The sequence below is a fragment of the Brevundimonas sp. genome (assembly GCF_029945885.1).
Taxonomy (GTDB): domain Bacteria; phylum Pseudomonadota; class Alphaproteobacteria; order Caulobacterales; family Caulobacteraceae; genus Brevundimonas.
On record NZ_JAQSDK010000002.1, the window covers coordinates 115,265 to 129,961 of the forward strand.

At 68.7% G+C, this 14,697-nt stretch carries 16 protein-coding genes; 13 read left to right on the forward strand and 3 right to left on the reverse strand.

Going from position 1 to position 14,697, the window contains the following annotated elements:
- Positions 1-55: 55 nt before the first annotated feature.
- The 10 genes from PSV00_RS01060 to PSV00_RS01105 all read left to right on the forward strand — a co-directional run bounded on the left by PSV00_RS01060 (position 56) and on the right by PSV00_RS01105 (position 8,098).
- Positions 56-1,861, forward strand: coding sequence for a M3 family oligoendopeptidase (locus PSV00_RS01060; RefSeq protein ID WP_300443788.1), 1,806 nt, complete (start codon positions 56-58; stop codon positions 1,859-1,861).
- A gap of 45 nt (positions 1,862-1,906) precedes the next feature.
- Positions 1,907-3,262, forward strand: coding sequence for a serine hydrolase (locus PSV00_RS01065; protein ID WP_300443790.1), 1,356 nt, complete (start codon positions 1,907-1,909; stop codon positions 3,260-3,262).
- 75 nt (positions 3,263-3,337) lie between these two features.
- Positions 3,338-3,586: an aa3-type cytochrome c oxidase subunit IV gene (locus PSV00_RS01070; protein ID WP_300443793.1), complete on the forward strand. Its 249-nt coding sequence runs from the start codon at positions 3,338-3,340 to the stop codon at positions 3,584-3,586.
- Between the two features lie 97 nt (positions 3,587-3,683).
- Positions 3,684-4,817, forward strand: a complete 1,134-nt coding sequence (locus PSV00_RS01075; protein WP_300443795.1) for a Re/Si-specific NAD(P)(+) transhydrogenase subunit alpha — start codon at positions 3,684-3,686, stop codon at positions 4,815-4,817.
- Positions 4,818-5,045: 228 nt separating this feature from the next.
- Positions 5,046-5,369 carry an NAD(P) transhydrogenase subunit alpha gene (locus PSV00_RS01080; protein WP_300443796.1) on the forward strand — a complete coding sequence of 108 codons (324 nt, stop codon included), beginning with the start codon at positions 5,046-5,048 and terminating at the stop codon, positions 5,367-5,369.
- Positions 5,366-5,668 carry a hypothetical protein gene (locus tag PSV00_RS01085; RefSeq protein ID WP_300443798.1) on the forward strand — a complete coding sequence of 101 codons (303 nt, stop codon included), beginning with the start codon at positions 5,366-5,368 and terminating at the stop codon, positions 5,666-5,668. Before PSV00_RS01080 ends, PSV00_RS01085 begins: the two co-directional genes overlap by 4 nt.
- Complete coding sequence (locus tag PSV00_RS01090; protein ID WP_300443800.1) at positions 5,665-5,958, forward strand: hypothetical protein; 294 nt, start codon at positions 5,665-5,667, stop codon at positions 5,956-5,958. Before PSV00_RS01085 ends, PSV00_RS01090 begins: the two co-directional genes overlap by 4 nt.
- A complete protein-coding gene (locus PSV00_RS01095) occupies positions 5,955-6,344 on the forward strand; it encodes a hypothetical protein (RefSeq protein ID WP_300443802.1) in 390 nt (129 codons plus the stop codon). The genes PSV00_RS01090 and PSV00_RS01095 overlap by 4 nt, the downstream gene beginning before the upstream one ends.
- A 24-nt stretch (positions 6,345-6,368) precedes the next feature.
- On the forward strand, positions 6,369-7,784 hold the full coding sequence (locus tag PSV00_RS01100) for an NAD(P)(+) transhydrogenase (Re/Si-specific) subunit beta (RefSeq protein ID WP_300443804.1): 1,416 nt from the start codon (positions 6,369-6,371) through the stop codon (positions 7,782-7,784).
- Positions 7,785-7,786: 2 nt separating this feature from the next.
- A complete protein-coding gene (locus PSV00_RS01105; RefSeq protein ID WP_300443806.1) occupies positions 7,787-8,098 on the forward strand; it encodes a hypothetical protein in 312 nt (103 codons plus the stop codon).
- On the opposite strand, the gene PSV00_RS01110 is transcribed toward PSV00_RS01105, so the two are convergent.
- Both PSV00_RS01110 and PSV00_RS01115 read right to left on the reverse strand, forming a co-directional pair.
- Entirely contained in the window at positions 8,095-8,376 is a 282-nt protein-coding gene (locus tag PSV00_RS01110) for a DUF2442 domain-containing protein (protein ID WP_300443808.1), read from the reverse strand. The genes PSV00_RS01105 and PSV00_RS01110 overlap by 4 nt on opposite strands.
- Positions 8,369-8,671: a DUF4160 domain-containing protein gene (locus PSV00_RS01115; RefSeq protein WP_300443810.1), complete on the reverse strand. Its 303-nt coding sequence runs from the start codon at positions 8,669-8,671 to the stop codon at positions 8,369-8,371. The genes PSV00_RS01110 and PSV00_RS01115 overlap by 8 nt, the downstream gene beginning before the upstream one ends.
- Before the next feature lie 332 nt (positions 8,672-9,003).
- Between PSV00_RS01115 and PSV00_RS01120 the strand changes: the two genes are divergently transcribed.
- Both PSV00_RS01120 and PSV00_RS01125 read left to right on the forward strand, forming a co-directional pair.
- On the forward strand, positions 9,004-9,423 hold the full coding sequence (locus PSV00_RS01120) for a cupin domain-containing protein (protein ID WP_300443812.1): 420 nt from the start codon (positions 9,004-9,006) through the stop codon (positions 9,421-9,423).
- A 61-nt stretch (positions 9,424-9,484) separates the two neighbouring features.
- Entirely contained in the window at positions 9,485-9,907 is a 423-nt protein-coding gene (locus tag PSV00_RS01125) for a DUF1801 domain-containing protein (protein WP_300443814.1), read from the forward strand.
- 41 nt (positions 9,908-9,948) lie between these two features.
- Here the strand turns inward: PSV00_RS01125 and PSV00_RS01130 are convergent, their stop codons facing one another.
- Positions 9,949-12,177 (reverse strand): DEAD/DEAH box helicase, encoded by a 2,229-nt coding sequence (locus tag PSV00_RS01130; RefSeq protein WP_300443816.1) that lies wholly within the window; start codon positions 12,175-12,177, stop codon positions 9,949-9,951.
- A 193-nt stretch (positions 12,178-12,370) separates the two neighbouring features.
- On the opposite strand from PSV00_RS01130, the gene PSV00_RS01135 reads away from it, so the two are divergent.
- The gene (locus tag PSV00_RS01135) at positions 12,371-14,680 is read left to right on the forward strand and encodes a caspase family protein (protein ID WP_300443817.1); all 2,310 of its coding nucleotides are present in this window, start codon (positions 12,371-12,373) and stop codon (positions 14,678-14,680) included.
- Positions 14,681-14,697 lie beyond the last annotated feature (17 nt).

A 14,697-nucleotide genomic window follows, 5' to 3' on the forward strand; every position in this document is an offset into this window, starting at 1 on the left:
CGCAGGACCACCGGCCCGGTTGCGCCGCGACCCGGCCCTGCCCACACTAGAGGGCATGAACGCACCCTTCAAAGCCCCGACCGCCACCCCCGCCGACGCCCCCCTGTGGGATCTGTCCGACCTGTATGGCTCGCGCACCGATCCGCAGATCGCCGCCGATCTGGAGCGGGGGCGGGCGCTGGTGGCCGATCTGACGGCCCTGCAGGGGCAGATGCTGGCCAGGCGCGCGGAGGCCGCGGCGCTGGGCGAGACCCTGGACCGGGTCATCACCCTGTACGAACAGGCGACCGAGGCCCTGGGCGGGCTGGGGGCCTATGCCTTCCTCGCCGCCTCGACCGACCGCAATGACGCGGCGGCCCAGGGGTTCGAGGCCAATCTGCGCGAGAAGACCACGGCCATCGTCACCCCGACCGTCTGGGTCACGCTGGAGATCAACCAGCTGGACGAGGCCGAGCTGAACGCGGCCCTGAAGGCCGTGCCGGCGGCGGCGCGCTGGGCACCGTGGCTGCGGCGGGTGCGGGCGATGAAGCCGCACGAACTGTCGGAAGAGCTGGAGACCTTCATCGCCGAAAGCATGCCGATCATGGCCCAGTGGCCGCGCCTGTTCGACGAGACGCTGGCGGCGATGACGGTGGCGGTCGGCAAGGAGTCCCTGACCCTGGCCGAAACCCTGAACCGGCTCAGTGATCCCAAGGGCGCGCGGCGTCAGGCGGCGGCCGAGGGACTGAACACGGCGCTCGCCGCCCGGACCGCGACCCTCGGGCTGGTGATCAACACCGTGGCCGCCGACCAGGCGCTGGAAAGCAAATGGCGCGGCTTTAAACGCCCCGCCGACAGCCGCCACCTGGCCAATGAGGTCGACGGCGAGTCGGTCGACGCCATGGCCGAGGCCGTGGCTGCCGCCTATCCGAACCTGTCGCACCGCTATTATGCCCTGAAGGCGAAGGCGCTGGGCAAGACGACGCTGGACCAGTGGGACCGCAACGCCCCGATCGAGACCAGCGCCCCGCGCGGCTTCGACTGGGCCCAGGGCAGGGCGCTGGTGCTGGAGAGTTTCGCCGATCTGGGCCCCGAATTCGCCGAACGGGCCCAGGGCTTCTTCGACAAGCCCTGGATCGACGGGCGGGCCCGGGCGGGCAAGCAGTCGGGGGCCTATTGCCATCCGGTCAGCGCCAACCGGCACCCCTATGTGTTCCTGAACTGGATGGGCGAGCGGCGTGACGTGCTGACCCTGGCCCATGAGCTGGGCCATGCCGTGCACAATACGCTCGCCGCCGATCAGGGCACATTGCTGGCCGACACGCCCCTGACCCTGGCCGAGACGGCCTCGATCTTCGCCGAGGGTCTGACCTTCGACCGGCTGCTGGCCACGGCCCCGAAGGCGGAACAGCGCGGCCTGCTGGCCGGGCGGATCGAGGACGGGCTGAACACCGTGGTGCGCCAGATCGCCTTCCACCGCTTCGAGACCCGCTTCCACGACGAGCGTCTGGCGGGCGAGGTCTCGGTCGACCGCATCGGCGAGATCTGGCTGGAGGAGATGGGGGCGGCCCTGGGCCCGGCGGTGACGCTGAACCCCGGCTATGAGCACTGGTGGGCCTATGTCAGCCATTTCGTGCACGCGCCCTTCTATGTCTATGCCTATGCCTTCGGCGACCTGCTGGTGGCGGCGCTGATGGAGACCCGGGCGAAGGACCCCGAGGCCTTCACCCCCCTGTATCGCGAGCTGCTGGCCGGGGGCGGGACCCGCACCTATGTCGAGGCCCTGGCCCCGTTCGGCCTGAACCCGCGCGACCCGGCCTTCTGGACCATCGGCACCAAACGGCTGGAAGGCCTGATCGACCGGTTCGAAGCTCTGGTCTGATCCGCAGACATTGACGCCACCGGCCCGGCGCGCCAGCGTCGGGCCATGCGCACCCTGATCCTCGCCGCGACCCTGGCCGTCGCCCCGCTCGCGGCTCCTGCCCTGGCCCAGACCGTCGCCCCGGCCAGCGCCGAGGCGCGGGCCTCGGCGGCGGGCTACAAGGCGCTGACCCTGTGCAGCGCGGTTCACAACGCCACGGCGGCGGGCGGCCAGCGCAGCCCCGACAGCGTCGACGCCAATGAGTTCGTCGGCATCTATCCGACCCTGGATCCCCTGATCCATGACCTGACCGCGACCTTCACCGGTCACCGGGTCAGTGTCGCCTGGGACGAGACCGGGCCGCCGCGCGTGGCCGTCTGGCGGCCGGGCGGTGGCTGTTCGATCATGCCGGTCGGCTGGACCGGTCCGGCCGGGGTGCCGGCGACGGCACCGACGCCGTCGGTCCCGCCCGTCGCCGACCTGCCGTCAGGCCCTGCGGCCGGGGACGCGGTTGCCCTGGCCGCCGCCGTGACGGGGGCCAGCGACGGCCGCTATGGCGGCGGCACCAATACGACGGCGGTGGTCGTGCTGCAGGGCGGGACGATTGTCAGCGAATCCTATGCCCCCGGCTTCGGCCCCGACGTGCCGCAGCGCACATGGTCGGTGGCCAAGAGCCTGGCCGGCACCCTGATCGGGGCCGCGGTCCAGCGCGGCGAGGTCGATGTCGACGCCCCCGCCGCCATCGCCAACTGGCAGGTCGATGGCGACCCCCGTCGGGTCATCACCCTCGACCAGTTGATGCGCATGGCCTCGGGCCTGACCAGCGATTCGGCCGGCAACCGCACCGACGCCCTGTATTTCGGCGGCACCACCGTCGAGGAACAGGTGCCCGGCTGGCCACTGATCGCCGTGCCCGGTGCCCGGTTCCGCTATGCCAACAACGACATATTGCTGGCGGTCCTGGCCATCGCCCCGACCTTTGCCGCCCATCCGCCGGCTGACCTGTTCGCCCGGCTGGGCATGACCGACACGGTCGCCGAGACCGACTGGCGCGGCCACTACATCCTGTCCAGCCAGGTCTGGTCGACGGCGCGGGACCTGGCCCGGTTCGGGCGTCTGTATCTGAATGACGGGGTCCACGACGGGCAGCGTATCCTGCCCGAGGGCTGGCTGGCCCATGTGTCGCGGCCGTCCGGACCCCAGCCCGAGGGCGATTTCGGCTATGGCGCGACCTTCTGGTTGATGAACCGGTCAGACGGTGTGCCCGCCGACACCATCGCCGCCTTCGGCAACCGCGGCCAGTATGTGGTGATCGTTCCGGCCCGGAACATCGTCATCGTGCGTCGGGGCGAGGACCCGACCGGCAACCGCTTCGACATGGCCGCCTTCACCCGTGACGTTCTCGCCGCCCTGGACCAGTAGGCGGCCCCGGCTCTTGAGCCCGGCGCGGGCATCGCTATAAGACGGCGCAACGACTCCTCTATCCGGACGCTTCCCATGGCCGATCCCCGCAAGTCCACCGCCGCCCACGCCTATGTGCACGGCTCCCAGGCGATTGATGAGCAGAAGGCGACCTTTGGCCTGTTCATCACCCTGGCCAAATGGGGTTCGCTGGTCATCGCGGCCCTGGTGCTGGCGCTGACTATCGCCTTCCAGCCGGGCGGCAGTATCATGGGGGGCATCGTGGCCGGCGTGGTGATGCTCGCCGTCGGCATCCTGGTCCTGAAGGCCAAGCCCGCCCATTGAGTGCGGCCGGCTCCGGCCGGCGTTTCCCGCCCGCTTTGACGCATGGTTCCGGTTGGGCCTAACGTCCCTCTGTTCAGTTCGAACAGGGGAGATTCGCTTGGCCATCGCCATTGCCGTGACGCGCGAACGCCGGGAAGGCGAAACCCGCTGCGCCCTGACACCGGAGACGGCGAAGAAGCTGATCGCCCTCGGCGCGACCGTGACGGTCGAGGCCGGCACCGGCGCGGGCTCGTCCATCCCTGACGCCGACTATGTCGAGGCCGGGGTCACCGTGGCCAAGGACACCAAGGCGGTGCTGGACCGGGCCGACATCCTGCTGAAGGTACGCGGCCCCACGGCCCAGGAAACCAGCGCCATGAAGCCCGGCACCATTGTCGTGGCCATGCTGGACGCCTTCCGCGACAAGGACACGGTGGCGGCCATGGCCGGGGCCAATCTGACGTCGTTCGCCATGGAATTCGTGCCGCGGATTTCGCGGGCCCAGGTGATGGACGCCCTGTCGTCCCAGGCCAATCTGGCCGGCTATCGCGCGGTGATCGAGGCGGCTTACGCCTACGGGAAAGGCTTCCCGATGATGATGACGGCAGCGGGCACGGTCGCCCCGGCCAAGGTCTTCATCATGGGGGTCGGCGTCGCCGGGCTGCAGGCCATCGCCACGGCGCGGCGGCTGGGGGCGGTGGTCACCGCCACCGACGTGCGGCCCGCGACCAAGGAACAGGTCGAATCTCTGGGAGCAAAATTCCTCGCCGTCGAGGACGAGGAGTTCAAAAACGCCCAGACCGCCGGCGGCTATGCCAAGCCGATGTCGGCCGAATACCAGGCCAGACAGGCCATCCTGACCGGCGAACATATCAGGAAGCAGGACATCGTCATCACCACGGCCCTGATCCCGGGCCGCGCGGCCCCGGTGCTGGTCACCGCCGAACAGGTGGCGACGATGAAGCCCGGCTCGGTGCTGATCGACCTGGCCGTCGAGGCCGGGGGCAATGTCGAGGGCGCGAAGGCCGGGGAGGTCGTGACCACCCGCAACGGCGTCCAGATCGTCGGCTACACCAATCTGCCCGGTCGTATCGCCGCCGACGCCAGCGCCCTGTATGCCAAGAACCTGCTGGCCTTCACCGGCCTGCTGATCAAGGACGGGGCCCTGACCCTCGACCTCGAGGACGAGATCCTCAAGGCCGCCGTCGTCACCCACGGCGGGGCCGTGGTGCATGAGGGGGTGAGGGGATGATCCGGCGTTTCCTCAAAGGTCTCGGTCTGTTTTTGATCGTCGCCGCCCCCTGCTGGGGTCTGTTCGCAGTCGTCTTCACCTTCGGGACCGGGGGTTGGCCTGAGTCCGCTGAGGCCCTCGGAGCCGGGCTGGACAGCGTGTTCAGAACCGTCATTCCCACGATCGTTGCAGGCGGTGGATTGTGGCTCCTTGCGAGCATTGATGAACGTCTGGAGCAGAGAGCCTGACATGGAACATGTCGATCCCACCGTCTTTCGTCTGGCCATCTTCGTGCTGGCCATCTTCGTCGGCTACTATGTCGTCTGGTCGGTGACGCCGGCCCTGCACACGCCGCTGATGGCGGTGACCAATGCCATCTCCAGCGTCATCATCGTTGGTGGCCTGATCGCCGCGGCCTCGGTCTCGGGTGACGTCAGCGGGCCTGACGCCTGGATCGCCAAGGGGGCGGGCGTCGTGGCCGTGACCCTGGCCAGCGTCAACATCTTCGGCGGCTTCATGGTCACCCGGCGCATGCTGGCCATGTACCGCAAGAAGGAAAAGCCCAGGGCATGACGGTGGCGATGGTCTTCACCGTGATGATGCCGGTCGCCCTGGTGCTGGTGCTCGGTACCGTCCTGTTCGGTGCCCGGCTGGAGCCGGCGCTGCGCACGCGGGTCGAGCGGGTCGTGTCGGTGATCGCCTTTCCGATGTTCGTGGCCTTCTGGATCTGGCGGGCCCTGACCTATCTGGGTGAAGACAATCTGCTGATGACCTGTCTGATGGCGGTGGTGGCGGGGATCTTCGCAGTCGAGGGCATCAAGGCCTTCCGGCGCGGACGGGTGATCGCCTCGCGCCTGCCGGTGGCGTCATGATCTTCGACCTCCAGCAGTTTGCGATCATCGTCTCCTGGGCGGCGACCGGAGCCGGCCTGGGCCTGTTCATCTGGAGCTTCGTGCGCGAGAGCGACGCCATTCGCCGGCTGCGCTTTCAGGATTTCGCCGTGGTGCTGATGTTCGGCTCGGTCCTGCTGCGGGTCGTGGCCCAGACCCGGCCGATGACGGTGTTCGACTGGGCCTGGGTGGTGCTGTCGCCGCTGTTCATCGCCGCGGCCCTGTGGCGGCTGGACCGCACCAGCGGCCTGCCGGGAGCCGGCAGGCGATGACGGCCCGGATCGCGGCGATCGCCGCTGTCATCCTGACCCTTGGTCCGGCGGGCGGGGCCTCGGCCCAGACCGATGTCGGCACCGCCCACGCGGCCGGCCTGCCGTGGTCGGTGGCCGCGCCCGGCGGGGCCAGCTGGTCGCTGGTGTGCCGGTTCTCGCCGGTGACGATGGAAATGAACAACTACGACCGCAAACACTGGGCCAACGGCCTGACCCGCAGCGGTAGCGGTCACATGGCCGGACGGCTGCCGGTCGACAACGGCTGGTGCATCCTGACCAAGACAGGCGGTCCCGGCTCCGTGGCCGTCGCCCTGGTCAAGAACGGCGAGGCCCGCGCGCAGGCCACCAACGATCCGGCGCGGCCCGCCCGTGTCGGCTTCGTTTAGAATGAACATGATGAGGGGGACGCCATGAATGCATCCATCGCGGCTCTGGCCTATCTGGCCGCCGGCGTGCTGTTCATTCTCAGCCTGCGCGGGCTGTCCAGTCCCGAGACCAGCCGCCGGGGCAACACCTTCGGCATGGTCGGCATGGCCCTGGCCGTGGGCGTCACCCTGCTGACCCTCGGCACCACCGGGGCGCTGGATCCGATGACCCTGGCCCTGCTGGCCGGGGGCGTCGTCGTCGGCGGCGGGGCCGGGGCCCTGATCGCGCGCAAGGTCGAGATGACCCAGATGCCGCAGCTGGTCGCCGCCTTCCACTCGCTGGTCGGCATGGCCGCCTGTCTGGTCGCCGTCGGGGCCGTCTATGCGCCGGTGGCCTTCGGTATCGACGACGGGCTGGGCGGCATCAAGATGCAGTCGATCATCGAGCTGTCACTGGGCGTGGCCATCGGGGCCATCACCTTCACCGGCTCGGTCATCGCCTTCGCCAAGCTGAACGGCAATATGAGCGGCGCGCCGATCATCCTGCCCGCCCGCCACCTGATCAACATCGGCCTGGCCCTGGCCCTGGTGCTGCTGATCGGCATATTGATCGGCACCGGCGGATCCGCGACATGGGCCTTCTGGGGGGTGTTTGCCCTGGCCCTGATCCTCGGCGCGACCCTGATCATCCCCATCGGCGGGGCCGACATGCCGGTGGTGGTGTCGATGCTCAACTCTTACTCCGGCTGGGCCGCGGCGGCCCTGGGCTTCACGCTGGAGAATATCGCCCTGATCATCACCGGGGCCCTGGTCGGCAGCTCCGGCGCGATCCTCAGCTACATCATGTGCAAGGCCATGAACCGCAGCTTCATCAGCGTCATCCTCGGCGGGTTCGGCGGCGACGCGGGCCCGGCGGGCGAGGGGGCAGCCGAGACCCGGCCGGTCAAACAGGGCAGTGCCGAGGACGCCGCCTTCATCATGAAGAACGCCTCCAAGGTCATTATCGTGCCCGGCTACGGCATGGCCGTGGCCCAGGCCCAGCACGCCCTGCGCGAGATGGCCGACAAGCTGAAGGCGGAGGGGGTCGAGGTGAAATACGCCATCCACCCCGTCGCCGGCCGCATGCCCGGCCATATGAACGTGCTGCTGGCCGAGGCCAATGTCCCCTATGACGAGGTGTTCGAGCTGGAGGACATCAACAGCGAATTCTCCTCCGCCGACGTGGCCTTCGTCATCGGGGCCAATGACGTCACCAACCCCGCCGCCAAGACCGACAAGGCCAGCCCGATCTACGGCATGCCGGTTCTGGACGTCGACAAGGCCGGCACCGTCCTGTTCATCAAGCGCGGCATGAGCAGCGGCTATGCCGGGGTCGAGAACGAACTGTTCTTCCGCGACAACACGATGATGCTGTTCAGCGACGCCAAGAAGATGGTCGAGGGGATCGTGAAGGCGCTGTGAGGTTGTCCGACCGCCTGGAGATTGACGACGTTATCAAGGTGGTCTGCGAGATCACCCAGCTCGTTGAGCGCCATGGCGGCGAGGCCATTGCCGCCCGGGTCGCCAAGACTTGCCGACGGCTTTCCGAGGGCGACCTGGATGCATTGGGGTCGCTATTGGCCGAGACGACGGGCGGAATGGGATCCCTGAACGATTTCGGTTTTGGCCCGGAGGCCGAACCCGGAATGAGGTGCCTGAAGGTCGCGCTCACCGAGAGTACCGCAGAAAAATGCCGGGTCGCGATGCGCCGTCACGGCCTTGAAGTCTGGCGTTAGGCCACCGCCGTCGCCGGCCGCAGCGCGCCGGTCGCCTCAATCGTCATCCGGGCGTTGATCGCGTCGATGTCGCAGCCGTTGGGCCAGGTCGGGACGCCCATTTCGATGAACACCCTGGCGAAGAAGGCCGGATTGCGGAGAGGCTCAGTCATCGGGCCAAGCTTTACGAAATCGCTGAGGTCGATCACGCCCATGGTGTCGTCGTCGAAAACGATCTCCAGCCTGTAGCCTTCGAGCGCCTTCACGCGCCGGGCGCGCACCAGTTTGATCTCACTCATCCTCAAGCCCTTCGATCTTGAAGGTCGGCTGTCCGTTCGCCGCCAAATCCCAGTTTCGCATCAGTTCGGCCCGGTTCTTCGCGATCCATTCTACCACATATCGGGTTTCCCGACGCTGGATGGCTCCAGCAATGGTCCGTCCCGTCCGGATGTCGAACAGGGCCTCGGTTCCGCCGTGGGCTGCATGGAGGTGGGGCGGGGCATGATCGAAGAAGTTGATGCGGATGACGATGCCGAAGAAGATCGAGATGATCGGTATGGGTCGCGCTCCCGCTTTCGGCCGCGATGCAGACAAGAATAACCCGGTAAGGTTGTGCTGTCGATGTTCGCTGTGAAGGCACCCGGCCCCCGCTGCGTCACCCTGCCCGCCCTTTGCGATATTGCGTCCGGGCCCGCAGAGGCCTTTCGCGCGTCATGGTCCAGAGCGCCGGCCCAATGCGGCCTGTGCGCCGGAAAGCCTGCTCCATGGTCAACAAGATTCTCACCCCTGACGCCCACGCCCCCGCCGAGGAGAGGGGTGCCGTGCCGGTCAGGGCGAGGCAGCCTGACATCAGCCCCCTGGGACCGGCTGTGTCCGGGACAGGCCCGCGCTAGGGTGCCGCACCTGCCCCGGACCCGATTCGCCCCATGATGACCGCCGCTGAAATCATCGCCCTGCTCGAACTCCAGCCGCTGGAGGGCGGCGGGCATCATCGCGAGATCTTCCGCGACCCGCGCGAGGTCGACGGGCGCTCGATGGGAGTGACGGCCTATCTGCTGCTGGAGGCGGGCGAGGTCTCGGCCTGGCACCGGGTCGAGGCGACCGAGCTCTGGCAGTATTATGACGGCGCGCCGCTGGAGATGCAGATCGCCGGGGCCGTCACCGTCACCGCCACCGTCGGGCCCGGCCTGACCGGGGACCAGCAGCCGCAGCTGGCCGTGCCGACCGGGGCCTGGCGCACCGCGCGCAGCCTCGGCCCCTGGACCCTGATCGGGACCACGGTCGCGCCGGGGCTGAACCTCGGTGGGGGCTTCGCGCTGGCCCCGGAGGACTGGTCCCCGGCCTGAGCGGTTTTCCCCGCGCCCGATCGGCGTCACAATGGGGCGCTGTGATCCGACAGGAGCCCGCATGGCCGACGCCCCCAGGACCCTTCCCACCGACGCCAGCGTCGCCGACTTCATCGCCGCCGTGCCCGATGCGCGCCGCCGCGCCGAGGCGGAAACGGTCTGTCGCATGCTGGAGCAGGTCAGCGGCCAGCCGCCGGTGATGTGGGGGCCGTCGATCGTCGGGTTCGGCAGCTATCGCTATGTCTATGCCAGCGGGCGCGAGGGGGACTGGCCGGTCATCGGCTTCTCGCCGCGCAAGGCGGCCCTGACGCTCTACATCATGCCCGGATTCAACGAGCGCCCGGACCTGATGGCGCGACTGGGCAAACTCAAGACCAGCGTGTCCTGCCTCTATATTCCGCGCCTCGAGGCGATGGATGCCGCGGCCCTGCGTGACCTGTGCGTCTGGGCTGTAGAGGCGATGCGCGAACGCTATCCGGCCTGACGGGACCGACCCCGGATCACCGGGGCCGGACCATCGTCACATCAGCTGCGCGGGGTCTTGCCCTTGTAGGGCTTTGCCGGCGGCTTGCCGCGCGCGTCCTTGGGGGCCCAGGGACGGTCGCCGCCCTTGGGCTTGCCCTTCCAGGCCTGGTCACCGGCTGCGGCCGGGGCCGAGGCGTCGGACTTCGGGGCCCAGGCCTTCTTCTCGCCGGCCGGAGCCGGCTTGCCGCCGTCGGTCTTCTTGACCCAGGGCTTCTTCTCGCCCGCGCCCATTTCGACACGACCGGCCCAGGGTTGTTTTTCGCCCGAGGCCGGAGCCTCGCGCTTGACCCAGGGCTTCTTCTCGCCGTCGGCGGGGGCCTCGCGCTTCACCCAGGGCTTCTTGTCACCGGCCGGGGCCGCGTTGTCGCGTTTCACCCATGGCTTCTTCTCGCCGTCGGCCGGAGCCTCGCGCTTGACCCACGGCTTCTTTTCACCGGTCGCGCCGGCATCGTCGCGCTTGACCCACGGCTTGCGTTCGCCGTCAGCGGGGGCGTCGCGCTTGACCCAGGGCTTCTTCTCGCCGCCCTCGGCCTTGCCTTCATAGGGTTTGCCGCCCGGACGCGGGCGACGCTCGGCCGGCTCGCGCGGGCCGGGGGCCACGGCGGCATCGATCTTGACCCCGTCCTCCAGACCGGTGGCGATGGCGGCGAGGAATTTGGCCTCGGCCTCCCTGGTGATCTCGAACTTGGTCTCGCGGTCGAAGATGCGGATCGAGCCGATGTCGCGCTTGGTCACATGACCGAGGCGGCAGATGGTCGGCATCAGCCATTTCGGATCGGCGTTCTTGTCGCGACCGACATTGATGCGGAACCACGCCATGTCGCCGCCGCGGGCGAAGTCCGTATAGGGCATGTCAGGCTGGCCCTTGTCATTGACCCCGGCCTGCTGCTGACGCTTCATCCGGTCGTCGTCATAGACGTCTTCCGGTGCCGGCAGCTTCTGCTGGTACAGGCGGATCAGGGCGGCGGCGATCTGTTCGGGCGAGCTGTTTTCGAGCAGCTGCCGGCCCATGGCCAGCATCCCCTCATCCTCGACCGGGGCGATCAGGACCGGATCGGCCAACATACGCTCGCGATCCTTGGCGACGATCATCTCGGCGCTGGGCGGGCCCGACCATTCGGCGGTGATCGAGGCCGAGTTCAGCATGATCTCGACCTTGCGGCGGCGGGTGTAGCTGACCAGCAGGACGGAGACGCCCTTCTTGCCGGCGCGACCCGTACGGCCCGAACGGTGCAGCAGGCCGGCCTTGTTGACCGGGATCTCGGCGTGGATGACCAGGCCCAGGTCGGGCAGGTCGAGACCGCGGGCGGCGACGTCGGTAGCCACGCAGACGCGGGCATGGCCGTCGCGCAGGGCCTGCAGGGCCTCCGAGCGCTGGCTCTGGGTCAGTTCACCGGACAGGCCGACGACCGAGAAGCCGCGCTCGCGCAGGCTGGCGGTCAGGTGTTTGACGCGCTCGCGGGTGTTGGCGAACACCAGGGCCCCGGGGGCCTCGAAATAGCGCAGCACATTGACGACGGCGAGCTCGACCTCATTGGGGGCGACGCGGATGGCCTTGTATTCGATGTCGGCGTGCGAGGTGTTGCCCGCGACCGTGTCGATGCGCAGGGCATTGGTCTGGTAGGTCTTGGCCAGTTGCACGATGTCGCGCGCCAGGGTGGCCGAGAACAGCAGGGTGCGGCGTTCGGCCGGGGCGGCGTCGAGGATGAAGGTCAGGTCTTCCTGGAAGCCCATGTCCAGCATCTCGTCGGCCTCGTCGAGGACGACGGCCTTCAGGGTCGACAGGTCCAGCGAGCCGCGCTCGACATGGTCGCGCAGGCGACCGGGGGTGCCGACGACGATGTGGCAGCCGCGGTTCAGGGCCTGGCGTTCCACCTTGGGGTCCATGCCGCCGACGCAGGAGACGATGCGCGCGCCGGTCGGGGCGTACAGCCACTGCAGCTCGTTGGAGACCTGCAGGGCCAGTTCGCGGGTCGGGGCGATGACCAGGGCCACCGGGGCCCCGTATTCATTGAAACGCTCGGCCTCACCCAGCAGGGTGTGGGCCAGGGCCAGGCCGAAGGCGACGGTCTTGCCCGAACCGGTCTGGGCCGAGACCAGCAGGTCGCGGCCGCTGCCGTCCTCATTGGGTGCGGCGTCCAGAACGGCGGATTGAACAGGCGTGGGCTCGGCATAGCCGCGTTCGGCGAGGGCACGGTCGAGGGCAGGATGGCTGGCGGGGAAGGGCATACAGATTCCGTAGGGCGCCGGGATGACAGGGCCAGCCACAGGGCGGGCGAACGGAGGCGCGGGGGCGGCCATGTGCGGCATGAACAAGGCCGAATGGTGGTGTCGGGGACTCCTGTCGGTCGATTCCTGTTATTCGAGAATAAATAACAACGGTCACGCTGGTCGCGTTAGGTTGGTTTCAGGGAGAAATGCCATGCTCAGGATCATTCTGTACGCCAGCACGGCCCTGACGATCCTGGGCTCGCCGGCGATCGCGCAGGAGCAGCTTCGTCCGGGGCGCGAGGTGACCGGGAGCCTGAGTCCCGGCGATGACCGGCTGGACAGCGGCGAATTCCGCGACCTGTTCGAATTCCAGGGCCGGGCCGGTCAGCAGGTCGGCCTGCGGCTGACCTCCAACGATTTCGACCCCTATCTGATGGTGCGCGGTCCGGGCGACTTCTCCGAGGACAATGACGACGCCTCGGATGACGACCGCAGTGCGCTGCTGAACCTGCGCCTGCCGGCGGACGGCACCTACCGCGTCACCGCCACCAGCTATGAGAGCGGCGAGCGCGGGACCTATCGTCTGAGCCTGATCGGCGGATCGATTGCCGTGCCCCAGGGCGGCGGCGGCGGCGGGCAATCGACCGGAGGCCGGCTCGGCACCGGCACCACGCGCGGCCAGCTGGCCCGTGGCGACGAGACCCTGTCCAGCGGGGAGTTCGTCGACAGCTATGCCCTGCCGGTGCGGCGCGGCCAGACCTATGAATTGGCACTCAGCGCCAGCGGCTTTGATCCCTATCTGATGGTGCGCGGCCCCGGCGGGCTCAGCGAGGACAATGACGACGATCCGGCGCGGCGCGGCACCCAGGACAGCCGGATCCGCTTCACCGCCCCGGCCGATGGCGAGGCCACGGTCTCGGCGACCAGCTATGAGTCGGGCGAGACCGGCAGCTATTCCCTAAGCCTGGACGGCGGTGGCGGCGGCGAGCGCGCGCGCGACACCCGCGGCGACACCGGCGAGACGGCCCTGCGGCTGGGCGAGACCCGGACCGGCCGGCTGGCGCGCGGCGATCGCCAGCTGGACAGTGGTGAATATCTGAACAGTTTCGTATTCGCGGGCCGTCGCGGCCAGCGGCTGGACCTGCGCCTGTCGTCCACCGACTTCGACCCCTATCTGTCCATCACCGGCCCCGGCAATTTCTCGGGCTTCAATGACGACGATGCCGATGCGTCGGACAGTCGCGACAGCCGGCTGCGCGTGACCCTGCCGGCCGATGGCGAATACCGGATCACCGCCACCAGCTATGAGGCCGGCGAGACCGGCAGCTATCGTCTGTCGGCCCTGGCCGATTCCGGCTCGGCCCGGGCCGAGCCGGCGGTGCAGGCCAATGAGCGGGCGTCCTCGGGCGGGCGGATCACGGTCGGTCAGACGGTGGCCGGAACCCTGGGCAGCGGTGACGAGACCCTGGACAGCGGCGAATATGTCGACACCTACAGCTTCGTCGGCCGGCGCGGGGAGCGGGTGGCGGTCGAACTGACCTCCTCGGCCTTCGACGCCTACACCATCCTGCGCACCCCCTCGGGCGAGCAGCGCGAGAATGACGACGGCCAGGACGGCACCAACAGCCGGCTGGACACGGTCCTGACCGAGGACGGCGAATATCAGGTGATGGTCACCTCCTACGCCTCCGGCGAAACCGGGTCCTACCGCTTCATCGTCAGCCCCAGCCAGGGCTCGCCGCGACAGGCGGCGGTCCAGTCGGGCGCGCGGGTGTTCGCGGTCATGGTCGGGGTCTCCGACTATGGCGGCGGCCAGAACAACCTGCCCTATACGGACGAGGACGCCCGCAAACTGGCCGAGACGCTGCAGCGGGAAGGGGTCCTGAACCCGTCCAGCGTGGTCCTGACCAATGCCCAGGCCACCATCGGCGGCGTGCGGGCGGCCTTCGCCCGGGTCGCGGCCCAGGCCGGGCCCGATGACATGTTCCTGTTCTTCTTCTCCGGGCACGGTGACCAGTCCGATACGGCGGTCACGGGGCTGGAGCCGGACGGCCGCAGCGAATCCATCGTGTTGCGGGACGGCGAGATCAGCGATGTCGAGATGTCGCGACTGTTCGGCAGCCTGCGTACCCGCCTGGCGCTGCTGGTGCTGGATTCCTGCTATTCGGGCGGCTTCGCCCGCAACGTCGTGGACCGGCCCGGGGTCATGGGTCTGTTCAGCTCGGAAGAGGACCTGACCAGTGCGGTGGCCGATAAATTCCGCGCCGGTGGCTATCTGTCCCACTTCCTGCGCACCGGCATGTCCGGCGAGGCCGATGGCGACGGGGATCATCTGGTCACGGCCGGCGAGCTGGCCACCTATCTGCGCCGTCAGTTCCGGACCGAGGTCGAGAGCGTTGAATCCGAGACCGCCGACGGCCAGCGCAACTACCAGAACCTGGTCATCGACCGGGGTGGCGTCCAGGTCGACGATGTGATCCTGCGTCTGGCAGCGGCAGGCAGTGCGGTCGGTGCGCGCTGAGGGCGGAGCGACGCCGG

Bases quoted from the DNA above. Each gene is read 5' to 3' on its own strand.
- PSV00_RS01060 (WP_300443788.1), top strand. From the start codon at position 56: ATGAACGCACCCTTCAAAGCCCCGACCGCCACCCCCGCCGACGCCCCC.
- PSV00_RS01065 (WP_300443790.1), top strand. From the start codon at position 1,907: ATGCGCACCCTGATCCTCGCCGCGACCCTGGCCGTCGCCCCGCTCGCG.
- PSV00_RS01070 (WP_300443793.1), top strand. From the start codon at position 3,338: ATGGCCGATCCCCGCAAGTCCACCGCCGCCCACGCCTATGTGCACGGC.
- PSV00_RS01080 (WP_300443796.1), top strand. From the start codon at position 5,046: ATGGAACATGTCGATCCCACCGTCTTTCGTCTGGCCATCTTCGTGCTG.
- PSV00_RS01085 (WP_300443798.1), top strand. From the start codon at position 5,366: ATGACGGTGGCGATGGTCTTCACCGTGATGATGCCGGTCGCCCTGGTG.
- PSV00_RS01090 (WP_300443800.1), top strand. From the start codon at position 5,665: ATGATCTTCGACCTCCAGCAGTTTGCGATCATCGTCTCCTGGGCGGCG.
- PSV00_RS01095 (WP_300443802.1), top strand. From the start codon at position 5,955: ATGACGGCCCGGATCGCGGCGATCGCCGCTGTCATCCTGACCCTTGGT.
- PSV00_RS01100 (WP_300443804.1), top strand. From the start codon at position 6,369: ATGAATGCATCCATCGCGGCTCTGGCCTATCTGGCCGCCGGCGTGCTG.
- PSV00_RS01110 (WP_300443808.1), bottom strand. From the start codon at position 8,376: ATGAGTGAGATCAAACTGGTGCGCGCCCGGCGCGTGAAGGCGCTCGAA.
- PSV00_RS01120 (WP_300443812.1), top strand. From the start codon at position 9,004: ATGATGACCGCCGCTGAAATCATCGCCCTGCTCGAACTCCAGCCGCTG.
- PSV00_RS01125 (WP_300443814.1), top strand. From the start codon at position 9,485: ATGGCCGACGCCCCCAGGACCCTTCCCACCGACGCCAGCGTCGCCGAC.
- PSV00_RS01130 (WP_300443816.1), bottom strand. From the start codon at position 12,177: ATGCCCTTCCCCGCCAGCCATCCTGCCCTCGACCGTGCCCTCGCCGAA.
- PSV00_RS01135 (WP_300443817.1), top strand. From the start codon at position 12,371: ATGCTCAGGATCATTCTGTACGCCAGCACGGCCCTGACGATCCTGGGC.